This is a genomic window from Paenibacillus sp. MMO-58 (assembly GCF_037146255.1).
In the GTDB taxonomy this organism is placed as follows: Bacteria; Bacillota; Bacilli; order Paenibacillales; family Paenibacillaceae; genus Pristimantibacillus.
Genome location: NZ_JBBCVY010000003.1, coordinates 318,709 through 335,444 on the forward strand (window position 1 = coordinate 318,709; position 16,736 = coordinate 335,444).

Genomic DNA, 16,736 nt, shown 5'->3' on the forward strand with positions numbered 1-16,736 from the left:
TGAGAGCTAAGCAGAACGGGGGAGATTAATGAACCGGGACAGCCAAAGGCCTGCCTCCACGGAAGGAATAATGGCAACCCTTCAAGCTATTGGAGGGAAGTGGAAGCCGTTAATCTTGTTTATTTTGTTGTACGAAGGTACGAAGAGGTTCGGAGAGCTAAGACGGTTGCTGCCGAATGTGACGCAAGGGATGCTGACCAATCAGCTTCGGGAAATGGAGAGAGACGGACTTATTGTCCGGAAGGTGTATCAGGAGGTTCCGCCCAAAGTGGAGTACCATTTATCCGTTCATGGGGAGTCTTTAGGTTCCGTCTTGACCGATATGTGCGGATGGGGCTTCAAGCATCTTGCCTTTATGAATGAGCATAAGGAAGAAGACCAGCAAAAGGAGCTACCTTCCTATTTATCGCAAGCGGATACCTGACGGTATCCGTTTTTTGTTTATGGGGAGGATATACCGGAAGTCTTGTGGAATTTATTGGATGGAGCAAATGGCAAAAATCAGCTATGCATCATAGAGGAGGAACGGCATTGAATGTTACGCATTCTGTGAAAAACCCAACCAGGCTAAAAAATATTATCGTATTTTCAGTGGCGTGTCTAATTTGGTTGTTTATAATTATCCACTACTGGAGGGATTATTCAAGTAGAGACAGGACGGATTTCCTACTCTTTAACTCGAACTCTCTTATATTTTTATTTTACTTTGTCCTATTAATTCTAACCGTAGTTAGAGCTTTAAGAAAACCTACCGAGTTATCCATAAATGAAGATACAATTCTGGTGAATGGTCATGTCTTAACAGCTCAAGATATCAAAGTAATCATGAAAATGGGTTATTTCAATCCGGTTATAGGGATAAAGCCAAAAGGGAAGAGGATTGTGCCCCTTCGTTGGTGCTTCAGTTTCGCGGTGAATGAAGATCAGGGTATAATGGATGTGAAAGAGTGGGCAGCAGCTAACAACATAAAGATGGTCAATAAAGATTTTATGTCGTGGTTGTAAGGGTTAGAGTCGCTCGGGCAGCGGCTCTTTTTTGCTTCACTGACTCCTGCATCATTACTGAAAAATAAGCGGAGCGTCAGTGTGAGGAGGTTTTAATCATGCCCGGTTTGAGTTACGATATCTAATGGAGTCACTACCGATGGCAGTCCGCCATCCCATACGGAGGAACACAAGTGGAGAACTTTGCATGCTTATATATTATTCGCGGTGAGCCCTACAAGTCGGGAACCATCGTGAATCTGGAAGAGAACGAAACGACGGTTGGCCGCTTATCCAATCAGTTGACTCCGGATATAGCCTTTACCAATCCGTTTATTTCGCGGCAGCATATCGTTATAAGGAAAGAAAATGATAAAGCCGTGCTGTATGATAAAGGGAGCTTGCACGGAACGGAGATCAACGGGGAACGCGTGAAGCCTCACCGTCCGTATCCATTGAACAATTTCGACATTATCAAGCTTGCGAACGGGATGAGCGTCCTTCACTTTTCCTATGTGTTCGCCGATCAGACTCTGGAGCTTGAGCCCCTTAGCATTACGAGACAACTGGAAATCCCGGGTATGCCGCTTACGATTCATTGGGAGAAGCGGGAATGCGTAGTGGATGGACAGCGTATTGCGATGTCGGAAAAGGAATATCTACTGATTCGTCTCCTTCACGAGAACGCGAATCGGCTTGTACCGCTTGACGTCATTAAAACTACGGTATGGCCAGAACGGCTTGCGGGAGAAGAAGGTATCCCGGATGTTACGCTGGATGAATTAAATGCTCTAATCTACCGGGTACGCAAAAAATACGGCAAAGACACCTTCCTGATCAGCGCAGTGCGTGGCAGCGGCTACGTACTCGAATCGGAGATTGTATCTTCTTGACGAAAGTAGGAGAATTCCTTCATGAAATATATACAGACAGAGTATTCAGGACCGCTAAACGGAAACGTACATATTCCTGGAGCGAAAAACAGTTCTCTTGCGCTGCTTGCCGCAGCATGTTTGGCGGATGACATAGTCAAGCTAGAGGGAATTCCCCTCATTGATGATATACGGATGATTGAGGGAATAAGCCAGGATATCGGTATGGAGCTGAAGCAAGAGGGAGGGGTCATGATCCTTGATCCCCGCTGGATTCACAGTGCCGTTATTGATCCGGGCAAATCCTCGAGCTACCGGGCATCGTATTATTTTGCGGGTGCTTTGCTGGCTAAGTTTGGCAGAGTAACGATCGGATTCCCGGGAGGCGATAATTTCGTCTCCAGGCCGATTGATCAGCATATTAAAGTGTTCCAGGCGCTTGGTGCCCAGGTTCACATGTTCCAGGATTACTACGTTGTAGAAGGCACCGAGCTGAAAGGCGCGGACATCTATTTCGATATGGTTACGTCCGGCGCAACGATTAACGCGATACTGGCAGCTTGCCGGGCAAAAGGGCGTACGATTCTGCATAATGCTGCCGTAGATCCTGAGGTTGTGGATACGGCGGCTTTCCTGAATAGCCTTGGCGCGAAAATTTACGGTGCGGGGACGAATCGGATCCGTATCGAAGGCGTGTCTTACTTAAATGGAGGAAGGCATACGGTAATTCCTGACCGTTTAATTGCCGGAGCCTTTCTTATGGCTGCGGGTATTAACGGCGGACTGGTTACCGTGGAGGATGTCATTCCTGAACATCTGGGTTCCTGTCTTTCCAAGCTGGAAGAAATAGGTCTGGATATCGAATGCGGCGAGAACCATATTACGGCTTATAGCTCCAGTTCATTAAGAGCAACGCGCATCCGGACAGGCATGTATCCCGGCTTTGCGACGGATCTGCAGCAGCCGATGACGGCCCTTCTGTTGCAGGCCAGAGGCAAGAGCATCATTACGGAACGCGTCTACCCGATGCGGTTCGCTCATGTCCCGCAGTTAAGGCGGCTTGGCGCGGATATCGAGCTGCGTAAGGAAAGTGCTTTTATCCGCGGAGGAAACCCTCTGCAAGGCGGCTGGGTGCACGCTACCGATGTGCGTGCCGGTACTTGCCTGCTGCTTGCCGGTTTAGCAGCAGAGGGAAGCACCTACATTACGGGCGTTGAGCATATCGAACGCGGCTATGAAGACGTAATTGGCAGCTTCCGGGCTATCGGGGCGAAGGTTTCCATTCATGACCGGCCGGATACGGTCATCTCTGAAGACAGAATCCTGAGCTAATAAATGACAACACAGAAGCCTCTAACGAATTCGAGTTAGAGGCTTTTTTTATACGAGCTATAGAAGAAAAGGAGTGAATGAGAATGGGGTCCCGAATGATGCATTATTGTATTACATCCGAAATCAACAAACATATTTATTCGTCGCAAGAATCCCGCATTCATCTGGGAGGTCTCGCTCCCGACTTGACTCATCCCGTTCACGCGCCTAAATCAGTCACTCATTTTGTGCGTATCAACAGCGAAGGCAAGAAGAAGACGGATTACGAGCTTTTTGCTCAGATATACAGCGGGAACTTCCATGATTCGTTTTATGTCGGCTATTTAAGCCATCTTGTAGCCGATCATATCTGGTACGAGACCATGTACCTGAAGTTGATCAAGTCTCTTCCGGAGGAAAATAGACAAGCCGCGATTGACAAGGGCTACCGTGATTTTAGAAGACTAAACAAACTTTTGTTACGCGATTACCCCTTGTCTCCTCCCACGGGAATCCCTGTCATTGACAATGTCATGATCGAGGGCTTGTATCCGGAGTATTTGCCGGTTATTACGCAGCAGCTCATTAAAGACTTCCATATCGAGGAACCCTACACTCCGGACGATCTTGAAATCTATAGCTTCGATGCGATCCTGGAGTATATCCGGTTATCCATCGAGGAAACGCTCAAGGTACTCCGTACCAAAGTGTTGATTCAACGATAAAAACTAGCTGCATTAAGCCGTACGGAGTTCGAACGGTACGGCTTAACGCAGCTTGAGATTGCCCGTATTCCGGATCGTGGTTTTAACCTCAAGATTGATTTTGGCCTCGGGCAAATATTTGGTGCGCCATTGCGCCAGTTCCGTTCGAGGCAGATCATCCCGATAGTGCTGACCGATACCGAAGATATCCGCATTAACTCTCTCGATTTTTATGAAAATTTGATTTAATATGCGCTGCAGAAGGCTTTGCAGTTCCATCTTGATAGCTTCCATCGTAGGCTCTCCTTTGACGTCCAGGATAATGACTTTCAGTGAAAGCCGGCTGTTTAATATAGGCTGGTTGTTGACAAATTTACTTTTATTATGGATCCGGGTGCTTACAATCTGAACGGTAGCTTTCCCCATAACTTCAATCTTTCCATCCAGGCTATTCCCGTCAAATACGTTATACAACAGGGTTTGTTCATTATTTAAACGACCTACCATTTTCCCGTTTTTAATAATTCCGGCTCCCTTGCTTTGGATAGCGGTTGTATCACCGGATAGAATAATAGGCAATACAACGTCATTGGTATACGAGTGGATGCTTCTGAACACTTTCCATAGCGGCGTATAGGCAATTTCAGGATTCCAACCGGCATTTTTCTGGAAAAAGTCGTAGATCTCCTTGCCATCCCCGCTATTTGGATTGTTAATCTTTTTAAAAAATTGATCAAGCGGTTCATCGCAAATGGAAATGACGGTTTTCGGAGAAACATGACGGGATCGGATGAAACTGGCTGTTACCTCGTTTAATCCATGTAAGGCGAATGCTTTATTCACAAGAATGACCTTCAGATGGAGCAAATCCACCTGACTCTCCATGTTCATGCTGATCTGATCAAACGCTGAACTAATGGAGGAACCCTTCGCCGTAATCATTTGAATGCCCTCGTCTTTCTCGCTGACCTTAGGGATATCCAGGTAAACCTCATAACTGCCTTGTTCATAGGCTATTCCCATTGCTATCGGTAGTGCCCTGTGGTTAATATCCTTATTATCCCAGCAGCCGCTAAGCAATCCAATAAAGATAACGCCAATCATAATCCGGGGCTTCATGAGCTCTTCAACCCAGGCTTCATTTTACTCGCATGCAACCATCCCAGGCATAATAGAATGCTTGGCGTAGTAATCGCAACGTACAGCCGTAAGCCCGTATTCCATTGGAAGAAGCTGTCGACTTCTTTCCAATCCGGAATCGTTAAGCAGGTAATATATGTGATACAGATGACGCTTGGAATCAGGACATTAGAGCTAAGTTCCTTAATGCCCTGTTGGAAGATGCAAATAATTTGCCAAATGGTAACGGCTACAAACAACATGCAGAAAGCAACGATAGTAAGTAATAAGAAGACATTGACCCGCTCAAACATGAGCCAGTTAATTTCAACCGTGTCTACTGCAAAAATATAAGGAAATTGCAGTTGACGAGCCGTTTCTTCGCCTAGCTTAAGAACAGGGATATAGACCGATATCAAATAAACGGGCAGGAGTATGAGGCTTGCCCAAAATATGGATTTTGGTTTGAAAGCCGCGGTGGGAGGCAGAAATCCAAGCATCAGGAACCCTCCTGTGTAAGCAAACAAGCTTTTATAGAAAGCAGGATGGCCGAGAAAAGTCAACGCGTTGGTCTCTGGCCAGATCGGAAATAAATAATGCCAGTCAACATTTTGAAAAGAAGAGACTAGTACAAAAACCATGGGTACGGCAAACAGTACGCTAAATAGAACCGATAATCTTAACAGTCCTCCAATCTTTCCGTGCAATGTCATATAACCGGAAATAGCAAGCAGGAGCAGCATAAGAATCCAGAGCGGCGTATTGGACAAAAAGGCGATAGAGATAACCTCAGCCAATGCCCTAATACATAAGACGATAATCCACATCAAATAAATCAGCAGAGGCAATAAGGCTAACCAAGCCAACCATTTATTCTTTTTCATGAGTATACTTACAATACTCTCTCCTTTGAAATAACTTAAGCCCTTGAGGTAGATAGAAATCATTAAAATATGAAACAGATAACCGGCAAGTACCGGTATCCAATGTGCTTCATTAGCGCATTCAATTACATCTAGAGGATACAAGAAAAAAATCAGCCCCATATGCATGATGATATAGGTAGAGGAAACCTGCAGATTTTTTGACATGTTATTCTCCTTTAGTTCGTCTCAGTTGTAAATAGGGAACATCAAGTGTGCGAATGCCCGCGAGATAAGTACATAGAATTACAAGCCCCGATAATAGTCCGAGTACTCCGAGGAACGCTGACAGGATCAGCAGCAGATATTTAAATACGCGAATGGAATAGGAATTCCGAAATCCTACTACAGTAGCGTTCGCTATGGTTGCGGCGGCAATTACAATGATAAGCAGATTGCTTACCAACTTGGCATCAACCGCTGCTTGTCCAAGTACAATGCCTCCAACCATCGTCACCGTTGGTCCGATACTGGACGGGAGTCTTATAATAGCCTCCATGATCAATTCCATTATGACTAATAGAAGCAGAGCCTCAACAATAGCGGGGTAGGGGACATCAAGCCGGCTTCTTGCAATAGAATGAGCCAGCTCAAATCGTAATACATCGGGGTTAACTGAGACGAGCGCTACGTATAATCCGGGTACAATTAATGTCGTTAATATTCCGATAAGACGCAGGATTCTAAGCAACCAGGTATAAACCGGCGGATGGTTCATGTCATCTTCCGTAACGAATAGATCCGAGATCAGGTTTGGTAATACGATGGAAAACGGAAGCCTTTCCTGAAATAAAACGGCTTTACCGTCTTTTAAAGCTTTTGCCGCGTTTTGAGGCAGCTCATAGGTCATATAACGGGTAATCATTGAAAATTTCGAAAACCCTAAGATCGACGAAAGGTTTTGAATATTGGAAATATCCTTAGCCTGACCGGACTCAAGCTTCTGCGTTAGCGAGCTTAGCAGCTCCATATCGGTACAGGAATCCAAATAACATAAAATCACTCTGGTCTTCACATGACTGCCAAATGTATAGGTCTTCAATTGGAGGTCTTTCGTATTCAAATGGGAACGAAGCAAAGTAATATTGGATTCCAGGTTCTCATTAAACGCACTGTTTGATCCGCCTACGTTATTTTCCATGATTGGCATCGCGATTGACCTGCTGTTCGGTTGAGGAACAGGGTATATACTGACCCACTGGCCGGAGACATGATGTACAGCGACAAGCATTCCGTCCGTGATTTCTGAAATTAATCGATTGGATTCGCCCGGAATGATCTGGCCAAGTCCAGCAAATACATCTATAAGCTTCAGCCGGTTAAGAGATGCCGTCAGCAGCGAATCCCTAACCATGTAGACCGTTTGAGGGAAGTTTATCAATGATTTTAAACCGGTAATGGTGAAGGTTTCAGACGCAATTTGCAATTGCTGGTTTACGTAATCCGGATAGGAAGAAAAGTGGGCTCTTACTTCATCTAATGCATCCATATTTAGCCATTCTCCTCGAAAGTATAAGTTCAAAATCATTATGCCCTAATTTTCCATTGTTACTCTTGGATGAAGCCGTATCCTTGACATCCTACTCGGAAACATACTAATGTTATTGCAAGAGGTGGAATACATGAGCAAGAAGCAGGATATTATGGCGGCAACGCTCGACTTGATTCATGAAGAGGGACTACAATCCGTAACCTTCTCCAAACTATTCAAGCGTGCCAATGTCGGAGCGGGAACGATCTATAATTATTTTGCCAACAAAGAAGAACTCGTTAACGCGGTATATAAGGAAGCTCGAATTCTTATGGGCGAGCATTTGCTTCAAGGTTATGACCCGGAAGCGAGCCTGTATGAAAGGTTCAAGCGCTTGCAGCTGAACCGGCTGAACTTCGGGATCCGGTATCCGAAGGAATTTTTGTTTATTGACAGTTTTTCGTTCTCCCCGTATATTTCGCCTGAGCTGCGCAACATGGAGGATGCCCGCCATTCCAGCGAGGTCGTGCTTTCCTTAATTGTGGAGGGGCAGAAGCAGGGGATTGTCAAGGAAATGGACTCGCATCTATGCCATCAGCTTATTCACGGTATAATTTCGTCTATTCTGAAAGGCTATTACATTGATAAATACCCTTTGAGCGATGTTCAGGTTCAACAGATTTTGGAAGCGTCATGGAAAGCCATATTAGTGTAGCGACAGCCATTTGGATTGCATTTGGATCCGGGGCTGTTTTTTATTTTGTTTCGAATGGAACGTTTATTCCGAAAGTGATTCGGAGATACATCATTACAGGAGTTGCTTTCTTAGTTGATAAAGAGCTTAATTTGAAGAAATCGCGTACATTCTATACAAGAAAATAGCTTTAAAATAAGGTGGTTTTTAGTTTGTTAATAAATGGTTGGAATAAACATTCCGAAAAACTATTGATTTCATGAACTAGCAGGACTATACTTGCAGTGGAATGAATATTCCAAATCATGATCACACATTCAGGAGGTGTTTTTATATGTCTAAAGTATGGTTCATTACGGGAAGCTCCCGTGGATTCGGACGCAGTCTAGCTGAAGCAGTATTGGCGAAGGGGGATCAGCTGGTGGCAACGGCACGCAGACCGGAACAGCTTGCCGATCTGGAAGCGCGTTACGGAAGCCGGGTTCTTCTCTTGCCATTGGACGTTACGAACTATGAGCAAGCTGAAGCTGCTGTTCGGACTGCCATTGAAACATTCGGACGTTTGGATGTTCTGGTCAATAATGCGGGTTACGGCAACGTTTCCTCCATTGAAGAAACGCCTATGGAGGATTTTCGAGCCCAAGTGGAAACAAACCTGTGGGGTGTCGTTAATGTAACCAAAGCCGCACTCCCTGTGCTTAGAGAACAAGGACATGGCCATATCGTTCAGTTCTCCTCCATTGGAGGACGTACAGGCGCGCCGGGTCTTGGACCTTATCAAATGGCCAAATGGGCAGTAGAAGGTTTTTCCGAAGTGTTATCCAAAGAGGTTAGTTCTCTTGGTTTGAAGGTTACCCTAATCGAACCAGGCGGCTTCCGGACCGATTGGGCGGGTTCTTCCATGCAGCATATCGAACCTCGCGACGAATACAAAGATACGGTTGGCGGACTGCTGAAGCATTTGCGCGAGGTGACCGGCAAGGAGAACGGAGATCCGGAGAAAGCTGCTCAAGCTATTATTGCAATCGCAAACGAGGAGAATCCGCCGCTTCGTCTGCTGCTGGGCAGCGATGCTGTGGCCATCGCGAATGCTGTCGATACCGGCAAGCTGGCCGAAACAAAACGCTGGGAAAAACTGAGTGTTTCAACCGACTACGAAGCAAAAGAACTGGATCCGCAAGTAACCCGTATGTATGACGAGTTTGAAGAGCAGTAATATTCGGATTAAAGCATGCAGATAATAATGAAATAGAAGGAGTGTTATTCATGACGCACATTTCGGCAGAGCAATCTGTTCTAGCCTTTATTAATGTGTTTACGGTAAATCCTGAGAACCAGGACCGTCTTGTTGAGCTTCTGACGAGTGCAACGGATGTTTCCGTCCGGTATGCTCCCGGATTTATCTCATCCAGTCTGCATCGGAGCACGGATGGCACAAAAGTTACGATGTAAAGCTTGGAGGACTATCAGGCGATGAGGGATGACCCGAAACCTTTGCCGTATTTGCAGGAAGCGTTAAAGATTGCAACCTTCGAGCCAGGCATGTACGAGGTTGTGAGAACATTCGAGCCCGTTCAAGCATAAACGTATAAACCCCAGGGAGAAAATCTCCTTGGGGTTTAATTAGTTTACATAAATATTATTATGTAAACTAATTGCATGGAAATTTATAAGCAGTAAAAATAGGAGTGTAGGACTTTAGAAAAAAGAATTGACACGAGAACACCTGTTCCTTATTATATTGATGTATATTTTGCTAATTCCTTGAAGGATGATCAGAAGGATGGGCTAAGTGGAATAATATTTAATTGGAATCAAAAATTCTGGACTATGCAACGAAACAATGTTATGTTACGATGTCATACGTAGGAAGCAAGGGTTTTATATCGATTTTCTACTGTTCGAAGCGGATTGGATCCAGTTGAACGAAACATTGTTTTAACGATGTTAAAAAAAGAACTCATGTTAGGGAAGAAAGGTTGCGTGTAAATTGGCAGCAAACAAAAAGAGCAACGTAGGGCTTGTTATCGCTGGTCTGTTGCTTAGCATTCTGATGGCGTCGATGGATAATACGATCGTCGCTACCGCGATGGGCAACATTGTCGCCGAACTAGGCGGGCTCGACAAGTTCGTATGGGTGACATCCGCTTATATGGTGGCGGAAATGGCAGGGATGCCGATCTTCGGCAAGTTGTCCGACATGTATGGCCGGAAACGATTCTTCCTATTCGGCATTATTATGTTTATGGCGGGTTCCGTATTATGCGGAACAGCCAGCTCGATTACCGAACTCGCTTTATTCCGCGCGGTTCAGGGGATTGGGGCAGGGGCTATGATGCCCGTAGCCTTTACGATTATGTTTGACGCCGTGCCTTTGGAAAGCCGGGGCAAAATGGGCGGCATGTTCGGAGCGGTGTTCGGGATGTCCTCCATATTCGGACCGCTGATCGGCGCGTATATTACGGACAATTTTGCATGGGAATGGGTATTCTACATCAATCTCCCGCTTGGCATTATCGCGCTTTGCATGATTGGTTTCTTCTACAAGGAATCGATGGAGCACTCGAAGCAGCCGATCGACTGGTATGGAGCGGCCACCTTAATCGGTGCCATTGTCTGCCTGATGTTCGCGCTTGAGCTTGGCGGCAAGACATACGCATGGGATTCCGTTCAAATTCTCGGCATGTTTGCAGGATTTGTCGTCCTGCTAATTACATTCCTGATCGTAGAGACAAAGGTTAAAGAGCCGATTATCTCTTATGCACTCTTTAAAAACCGGCTATATTCGACCAGTATCTTAAGCGCGTTATTCAGCGGCGCAGCGTTTATTGTCGCTTCCGTATTTATACCGATCTTTATCCAAGGGGTACTCGGCGGTTCGGCAACGAACTCGGGACTTGTTTTGCTGCCCATGATGCTTGGAACGGTAGTAACCGCTACTTCCGGCGGTTTCTTGATGACCAAGATACCATATCGCAATATAATGGTGGCGACGTTTATTATCCTGGTTATCGGCTCGATCATGACGACTACGCTTACTGCGGATTCATCGCGATTTATCGTAACCATCTATATGATTCTGATTGGTCTTGGCATTGGCGCATCCTTCTCGGTACTCGGCAATACAGCCATTCATGGATTGCCTGCCAGACAGCGGGGGACGGCTAGCTCGACGCTTAACTTCATCCGTTCGCTTGGCATGACAATCGGTATCACGATTTACGGGATTATACAAAGTAATCTGTTTACAAGCAAAATGACCGGTGCCTTTGCAGCCGGCGGTCAAGCCGCTCCGGAAGGCGGCATGCAATTCAAAGATCCGCGCGAGATTCTAACTCCGGAAGCTCGGGATCAAATTCCGCCTGAAGTATTGGACAAAATCGTCCACTCTTTGGCAGATTCGATCGTCGGAACCTTCGCATGGGCGATTATTCCGGCTGTGCTCGCTTTGATCGTATCGTTCTTTATGGGTCGCAGTAAGCTTGATCCTAATGCGGACATGGAACAGCAAAGCTATGGCGGACATTAATTTGTAGTTTGAGAAGAGGGCAGTCGCATTTGCGGCTGCTTTTTTAGTTAGCTTCCTATTTTGCCAATTTAGTTAACATAAAATTAATTACGTAATCTTTGAGCTGCAGAGTCCAAACAACATCGGTACTTGGCATGACTTTTGGCATAGAAGCATGAAAATTCTCATGGTTCAGTTCCAAAGGGAATGCCTTTTTTCATTCACGTTCATTACTTCTCGCAGACTCGATTGAATTTGCTTGTTGTTATACTAATCTCAAGAAAGGATGCTTCAACTAACTGATAGGGAGGAACGGAAGATGATCTTGAGAGAGTTTTTTCAATATATGGTGGAGAAATTAATGACAAAGCTGAATCAACCTCTGAAAGGGAACACCGAACAAACGATTGGCGATCTGATTTATGATTCTTCGGTTTATATGGACGGAGATTGTTAAAGGCAAGAAGAGAGCATCTTTTTCCCCAATTTCATGCTATAATTAAGTGCGCAAAATCAGGGTTTTGCGCACTTTCGTTTGAGAGCCATTTTTTTATACATAAGGTAGGGGAATGTGGGTTGAAAAAGCAGCATGAATTGGAAGATTTGTACGGTAAGCTCACTCAAGCCTTTCGTATCTGGATGAAGCAAGCCGGATATACGGATACCACGCAAAAAGAATATATGAGAGAGGCTTATGCCTATTTGGAATCTCTCGAAGGAGCAGCTGCCGAACAAGCCGGGAAGATGCATGTTATTTCGTTTCTTATTTCGAAGCAGCAAGGAGCAGGTGACCGTGCGAGGAACCGAACGTTATCGGCGATTCGATCTTTCTATACGGCATTGATCGATTTCGAGATGACCACTCGTAATCCCGCAATGGAAGTAAAGAAATCGAAGACGGAGAAAAACAAGAAGCCGGTCTACCTCGAGGAGGATGAACTGGCAGCAAGCTTGTCCTGTATAGAAGGGAGATACCGCGCACGTAATGTTGCCATTTTTTTGCTGATGAGTTACTGCGGTCTTCGGGTTGGCGAGGTCCACCGTTTGAACCGGAGCGATTTTAATCCCGTGAGAGGAACGATTGAAGTATTCGGAAAAGGGCGGAAGTGGAATGAGATCCCGGTACCGGAAGAGCTGGCTGCCGTTCTTTCGGAAGTTGCCCAGGACCGCATCACGCCTTACAAAGAGCAGGAGGATGCTTTCTTCGTTTCGCAGAAGGGAAGAAGATTGTCGATCCGTCAAATTCAGAAGATTGCCGGTCAAACCTTTGAAGCTTTCAAGAGCATCAATCCCCATGCGGCGAATAAAAAGCTCTCCTGCCATAAATTACGCCATACCTTTGCTACTATTCTGCTTAAGAATGGAGTAGATATCCGTGTAGTCAAAGAGCTGCTTGGACATGCCTCCATTGAAACAACGATGATCTATACCCACGTGAACGACGATCAGAAGAAGGAAGCGATGGCGACAATCCGACTGCCGGTGAACTTTTAGCTTTGCAGCTGCGTCGCCCGTGTGGCATGGTGCTGCCAGTAGGTAATGACGTCCTTTGTAGTTGCGGCCATGCCGAAAAACGTATCAACGGTCTTAACCGTCATGTCATGCTCTTCCTGGGAAAAGGCTGCGCAGGCATCTTTCATAAGAATAATATGATAATCCCGCATAAACCCGTCTCTTGCCGTGGATTCGACGCAAAGATTTGTACTTACGCCCGTCATAACGAGAGTCTCAATCTTTAAGGTCTGCAGGACGGACTCCAGGCGGGTATGAATAAAGCCGCTATACCGGTGTTTTTTTACGATAATGTCACTCTCGGATGGGGAGACATTGAAAAACTCGGCGCCCCAGCTGCCGGTATGGCAAATCGGGTTTACGCCATCCTCGAACCGCGACACCCATACCTCGGAATCCGTCGCTTTTTCGTGATTCGTCTGCAGGAAGATGACGGGGATTCCATGTTTCCGGGCAGAGTCCAATAAAGCTTGCAAGTCGGGAATCATTTTGCCAGCGGCGCTAACATCAATACCGGTTTTGGCGATAGCTCCATCAGGGTGGCAGTAATCGTTCTGGACATCCACTACAATAACGGCGGTATTTTTCCCATCAAGTCTTTGCTTTAACTTATCCATTGTTTACACACCTGCTTATCATTTTTTGGATAAATTAGTTTTCCGGGGAAAGAACATTTCTATCCATTCGCATACAAAACACATGAACAAAGAGCCGCTAATTAGCGGCTCTTTGTCTATTAAGAACATAACTTCCGGGAAATAATAATTTCCAGTCTAACCGAAACAGGGGGAACTACATGAATTTACAATCGGGTACGTATTATTGGCCAACAACCTTGCCGGATGCCCCGGCTTATCCGTCGATTCAAGAGGATACGGAATGCGATGTTGCGATTATCGGGGGAGGGAGTTCAGCCGCGCAATGCGCATATTATCTGGCTGAGCGGGGTTTGAAAACCGTTGTGCTTGAAAAAGGGAGGATTGGCGCAGGCAGCACAAGCACCAATACGGCCATTATTCAATATTCAGGGGAGAAGATGTTTACTTCTCTGGTCAACACCTTTGGAGAAACATATATTGCAGAGCATCTGACGCTATTGAAACAAGCGATTGACGATATTGAAGAAGCCTCTCGGCGCGTAGAACTGGATTGTGAATTCCGTCGACGCGATACGCTTTATTCCGCGAGCTGTCCCGAGGATGTTGATCGATTGCGGAACGAATATGAATTCATCAAGCGTCATGGCGCGGAAGTGGATTTCTGGTCGAAAGAAAAGATTGAAGCCCATTATCCGTTCAGCCGGGAGGCGGCGATCTACTCATACGGGGACGGTGAACTGAATCCGTATAAATTCACTCATGCCTTATTCCAGTATGCTGCGGAACGGGGAGTTAAGGTGTATGAGCATACGGAAATGAACGGTCATCACTATGACAAAGATCTTCAGCGCATGATGATTTCCACCAAAAACGGATATAACATTCAAGCGCGTCATGTTATTTTTGCTGCGGGATACGAGAATATGGATATTCGAAAAGAGAAGCAAGCTTCGTTCGTAAGTACCTATACGGTAACGACGCAGCCGGTAATCGATTTCTCAACCTGGCATGACCGGACTTTGCTTTGGGAGACGGCACGACCTTATATTTACATCCGCACAACGGCAGATAATCGAGTAATAATAGGCGGTCTCGACGAAAATACGATGTATCCGGACGACAGAGACAGCAAGCTGATTCATAAAACTTCTATGTTGCTCGAGGAATTTAACCGCAGGTTCCCGGCTATTCCCGTGGAGTCCGCTTATTCCTGTGCGGCATTTTATGGCGGGATGGTCGATGGTCTTCCTATCATAGGGAAGTACGATGAATTCCCGAATAGCTACTTCCTGCTTGCATATGGCGACAATGGGGCGGTATATAGTCAGCTTTTATCCAAAATCATCGAACAGGAGATTGCGGAAGGGCATAGTCCGGATATGGAACGTTATTTGCAAGATCGACCGCTTCTTAAATAATCGACTATTAAAAAGGAACAGAACTTTTCTTAATCGTAATATTGACATTAAGAAAAGTTCTGTTATTCTTGCTTATGCGTAATGATTACGTTCAACACGCGCTGTTGAACTTTTTATTCGGGATATAATCGTAATGATTACGAAATAAAACGCTGAAGTATGTTTAGATACATAGAAAGGATGATTATATTGCTGCTTGCCTCTCTTCAGGATGTGAGCTTCGGGTACGGAGATGTTCCTTGCCTGGAAATGGCGAACATGGAAGTTCACTCGGGAGAATTCATTGCGGTTACCGGTCAGAACGGTGCCTCCAAATCGACCTTGCTTAAGCTTGCTTTACGACTGCTTCACCCTTGGCAGGGGAATGTGAGCTTATCCCGAACGAACGTTAACGGATGACAAGCTTGCTGTGGCGTATGTGCCGCAGCAGATAGCCGCATTTAACAGCGGGTTCCCTAGTCAAGTGACCGAGTTTGTCCGCTCTGGCCTTTACTCGCAAAGCCGAAACTGGCTCAGAAAGTTAAGCGCGGACGACAAGCAAGCCGCGGACGAAGCGATGAAAAGCATGGGCGTATGGGAGCTACGCAATCGCCGGATCGGAGAGCTTTCGGGCGGACAAAAGCAAAGAATTTGTATCGCAAGGGCTCTGGCTATGTCGCCTGATTTGTTTGTTCTGGATGAACCGACAACCGTTATGGACAAAGAAAGCCGGAAAAATTTCTATAAGCTTATGCGCGAGCAAATCGATCAATATGGCAAGACGGTCGTAATTGTAACCCATAACTTGTCTGAAATGGACGGCATGCTTGACCGGATCATATCACTTGAGAGAAGAGAGGAGGGTGGCTGGAAATGCTGCACTACGACTTCACGTCTCATCCAGGAAGATTGAAGAAATGGCTTAAAAACTGGCCGGAGGAAGTAGTGCGGGCCAAAGGGGTCATGTGGGTTGCTTCCAGGAACAATGTCGGACAAAATATAAGCCAAGCGGGTTGTAATGGCTGGCTTTTTTAATTAAAAGATCAGCGAACATGAATGGAGAACGCATGAATTTGAAGAGTGGATAGGGTAAAATGGAATGATAACGCGGAAAAGGCAGGTACTTAGATGAAGATAGAGTTTACGAAGGTCCATACAACAGATCAAATTACGGAGGTTGCTCGCTTGGCGGAGCAAATCTGGCGTGAGCATTACGTATCCATGATTACTATCGAGCAAATTGATTATATGATTGAGAAGTTTCAATCCGTACCTGCGATTACCGATCAGATTCAAAATCAAGGATACGAATATTACTTGCTGCAGCAACAAGACGGCTCTGCAGCCGGCTATTTGTCCATTCGAGTAGATAACGGGAAGCTGTTCTTAAGCAAGTTTTACGTATCGAAGGAACACCGCGGTCACGGCTATGCCAGTCAAGCTATGGCGTTTATTGAGCAGCTGTGCAAAGAGCGCGCGTTAAGCCATATTTGGCTTACGGTTAATCGGGATAACGCATCCAGCATCGCGGTTTACGAGAAAAAAGGCTTTGTTAACGTGCGTGAGCAAGTAGCGGACATTGGCAATGGCTACGTTATGGACGATTTTATTATGGAAAAGGAAATTGCATTCGTGTAAGATC

At 45.7% G+C, this 16,736-nt stretch carries 17 protein-coding genes and 2 pseudogenes; 15 read left to right on the forward strand and 4 right to left on the reverse strand.

Annotated features, from left to right (window positions below; all coding sequences use genetic code 11):
• The first annotated feature begins 28 nt into the window (after window positions 1-28).
• From WFJ73_RS12515 to WFJ73_RS12535, 5 genes are all read left to right on the forward strand, one after another.
• Window positions 29-424, forward strand: a complete 396-nt coding sequence (locus tag WFJ73_RS12515; RefSeq protein ID WP_336773377.1) for a winged helix-turn-helix transcriptional regulator — start codon at window positions 29-31, stop codon at window positions 422-424.
• Window positions 425-531: 107 nt separating this feature from the next.
• On the forward strand, window positions 532-1,005 hold the full coding sequence (locus tag WFJ73_RS12520; RefSeq protein WP_336773378.1) for a hypothetical protein: 474 nt from the start codon (window positions 532-534) through the stop codon (window positions 1,003-1,005).
• Between the two features lie 173 nt (window positions 1,006-1,178).
• Complete coding sequence (locus tag WFJ73_RS12525) at window positions 1,179-1,877, forward strand: FHA domain-containing protein (RefSeq protein ID WP_336773379.1); 699 nt, start codon at window positions 1,179-1,181, stop codon at window positions 1,875-1,877.
• Window positions 1,878-1,898: 21 nt separating this feature from the next.
• On the forward strand, window positions 1,899-3,188 hold the full coding sequence (murA, locus tag WFJ73_RS12530) for a UDP-N-acetylglucosamine 1-carboxyvinyltransferase (protein ID WP_336773380.1): 1,290 nt from the start codon (window positions 1,899-1,901) through the stop codon (window positions 3,186-3,188).
• Between the two features lie 83 nt (window positions 3,189-3,271).
• Window positions 3,272-3,892 (forward strand): hypothetical protein, encoded by a 621-nt coding sequence (locus tag WFJ73_RS12535; protein ID WP_336773381.1) that lies wholly within the window; start codon window positions 3,272-3,274, stop codon window positions 3,890-3,892.
• 42 nt (window positions 3,893-3,934) lie between these two features.
• On the opposite strand, the gene WFJ73_RS12540 is transcribed toward WFJ73_RS12535, so the two are convergent.
• Genes WFJ73_RS12540 through WFJ73_RS12550 form a run of 3 tightly spaced genes read right to left on the reverse strand, consistent with a single transcriptional unit; the run spans window position 3,935 to window position 7,402 of the window.
• A complete protein-coding gene (locus tag WFJ73_RS12540; protein WP_336773382.1) occupies window positions 3,935-4,990 on the reverse strand; it encodes a Ger(x)C family spore germination protein in 1,056 nt (351 codons plus the stop codon).
• On the reverse strand, window positions 4,987-6,081 hold the full coding sequence (locus WFJ73_RS12545) for a GerAB/ArcD/ProY family transporter (RefSeq protein ID WP_336773383.1): 1,095 nt from the start codon (window positions 6,079-6,081) through the stop codon (window positions 4,987-4,989). The genes WFJ73_RS12540 and WFJ73_RS12545 overlap by 4 nt, the downstream gene beginning before the upstream one ends.
• Window position 6,082: 1 nt before the next feature.
• Entirely contained in the window at window positions 6,083-7,402 is a 1,320-nt protein-coding gene (locus WFJ73_RS12550; RefSeq protein WP_336773384.1) for a spore germination protein, read from the reverse strand.
• Window positions 7,403-7,535: 133 nt separating this feature from the next.
• On the opposite strand from WFJ73_RS12550, the gene WFJ73_RS12555 reads away from it, so the two are divergent.
• From WFJ73_RS12555 to WFJ73_RS12580, 6 genes are all read left to right on the forward strand, one after another.
• Window positions 7,536-8,099 (forward strand): TetR/AcrR family transcriptional regulator, encoded by a 564-nt coding sequence (locus tag WFJ73_RS12555; protein WP_336773385.1) that lies wholly within the window; start codon window positions 7,536-7,538, stop codon window positions 8,097-8,099.
• Between the two features lie 313 nt (window positions 8,100-8,412).
• Window positions 8,413-9,294 carry an oxidoreductase gene (locus WFJ73_RS12560; RefSeq protein WP_336773386.1) on the forward strand — a complete coding sequence of 294 codons (882 nt, stop codon included), beginning with the start codon at window positions 8,413-8,415 and terminating at the stop codon, window positions 9,292-9,294.
• Between the two features lie 50 nt (window positions 9,295-9,344).
• Window positions 9,345-9,530 carry an antibiotic biosynthesis monooxygenase gene (locus WFJ73_RS12565; protein WP_336773387.1) on the forward strand — a complete coding sequence of 62 codons (186 nt, stop codon included), beginning with the start codon at window positions 9,345-9,347 and terminating at the stop codon, window positions 9,528-9,530.
• 538 nt (window positions 9,531-10,068) lie between these two features.
• Entirely contained in the window at window positions 10,069-11,607 is a 1,539-nt protein-coding gene (locus WFJ73_RS12570; protein ID WP_336773388.1) for an MDR family MFS transporter, read from the forward strand.
• Between the two features lie 298 nt (window positions 11,608-11,905).
• Complete coding sequence (locus WFJ73_RS12575) at window positions 11,906-12,043, forward strand: hypothetical protein (RefSeq protein WP_336773389.1); 138 nt, start codon at window positions 11,906-11,908, stop codon at window positions 12,041-12,043.
• A gap of 119 nt (window positions 12,044-12,162) precedes the next feature.
• Window positions 12,163-13,080, forward strand: a complete 918-nt coding sequence (locus WFJ73_RS12580; protein WP_336773390.1) for a tyrosine-type recombinase/integrase — start codon at window positions 12,163-12,165, stop codon at window positions 13,078-13,080.
• Here WFJ73_RS12580 and WFJ73_RS12585 read toward each other — a convergent pair.
• Entirely contained in the window at window positions 13,077-13,715 is a 639-nt protein-coding gene (locus tag WFJ73_RS12585; protein ID WP_336773391.1) for a cysteine hydrolase family protein, read from the reverse strand. The genes WFJ73_RS12580 and WFJ73_RS12585 overlap by 4 nt on opposite strands.
• A gap of 179 nt (window positions 13,716-13,894) precedes the next feature.
• Between WFJ73_RS12585 and WFJ73_RS12590 the strand changes: the two genes are divergently transcribed.
• The 4 genes and pseudogenes from WFJ73_RS12590 to WFJ73_RS12605 all read left to right on the forward strand — a co-directional run bounded on the left by WFJ73_RS12590 (window position 13,895) and on the right by WFJ73_RS12605 (window position 16,732).
• Window positions 13,895-15,115: an NAD(P)/FAD-dependent oxidoreductase gene (locus WFJ73_RS12590; protein WP_336773392.1), complete on the forward strand. Its 1,221-nt coding sequence runs from the start codon at window positions 13,895-13,897 to the stop codon at window positions 15,113-15,115.
• Window positions 15,116-15,304: 189 nt separating this feature from the next.
• Window positions 15,305-16,007: pseudogene (locus tag WFJ73_RS12595) on the forward strand (metal ABC transporter ATP-binding protein).
• Window positions 15,992-16,108: pseudogene (locus tag WFJ73_RS12600) on the forward strand (GTP-binding protein); the annotation flags it as partial. The pseudogenes WFJ73_RS12595 and WFJ73_RS12600, both read left to right, overlap by 16 nt.
• Before the next feature lie 114 nt (window positions 16,109-16,222).
• Window positions 16,223-16,732: a GNAT family N-acetyltransferase gene (locus WFJ73_RS12605; RefSeq protein ID WP_336773393.1), complete on the forward strand. Its 510-nt coding sequence runs from the start codon at window positions 16,223-16,225 to the stop codon at window positions 16,730-16,732.
• Window positions 16,733-16,736: the final 4 nt, after the last annotated feature.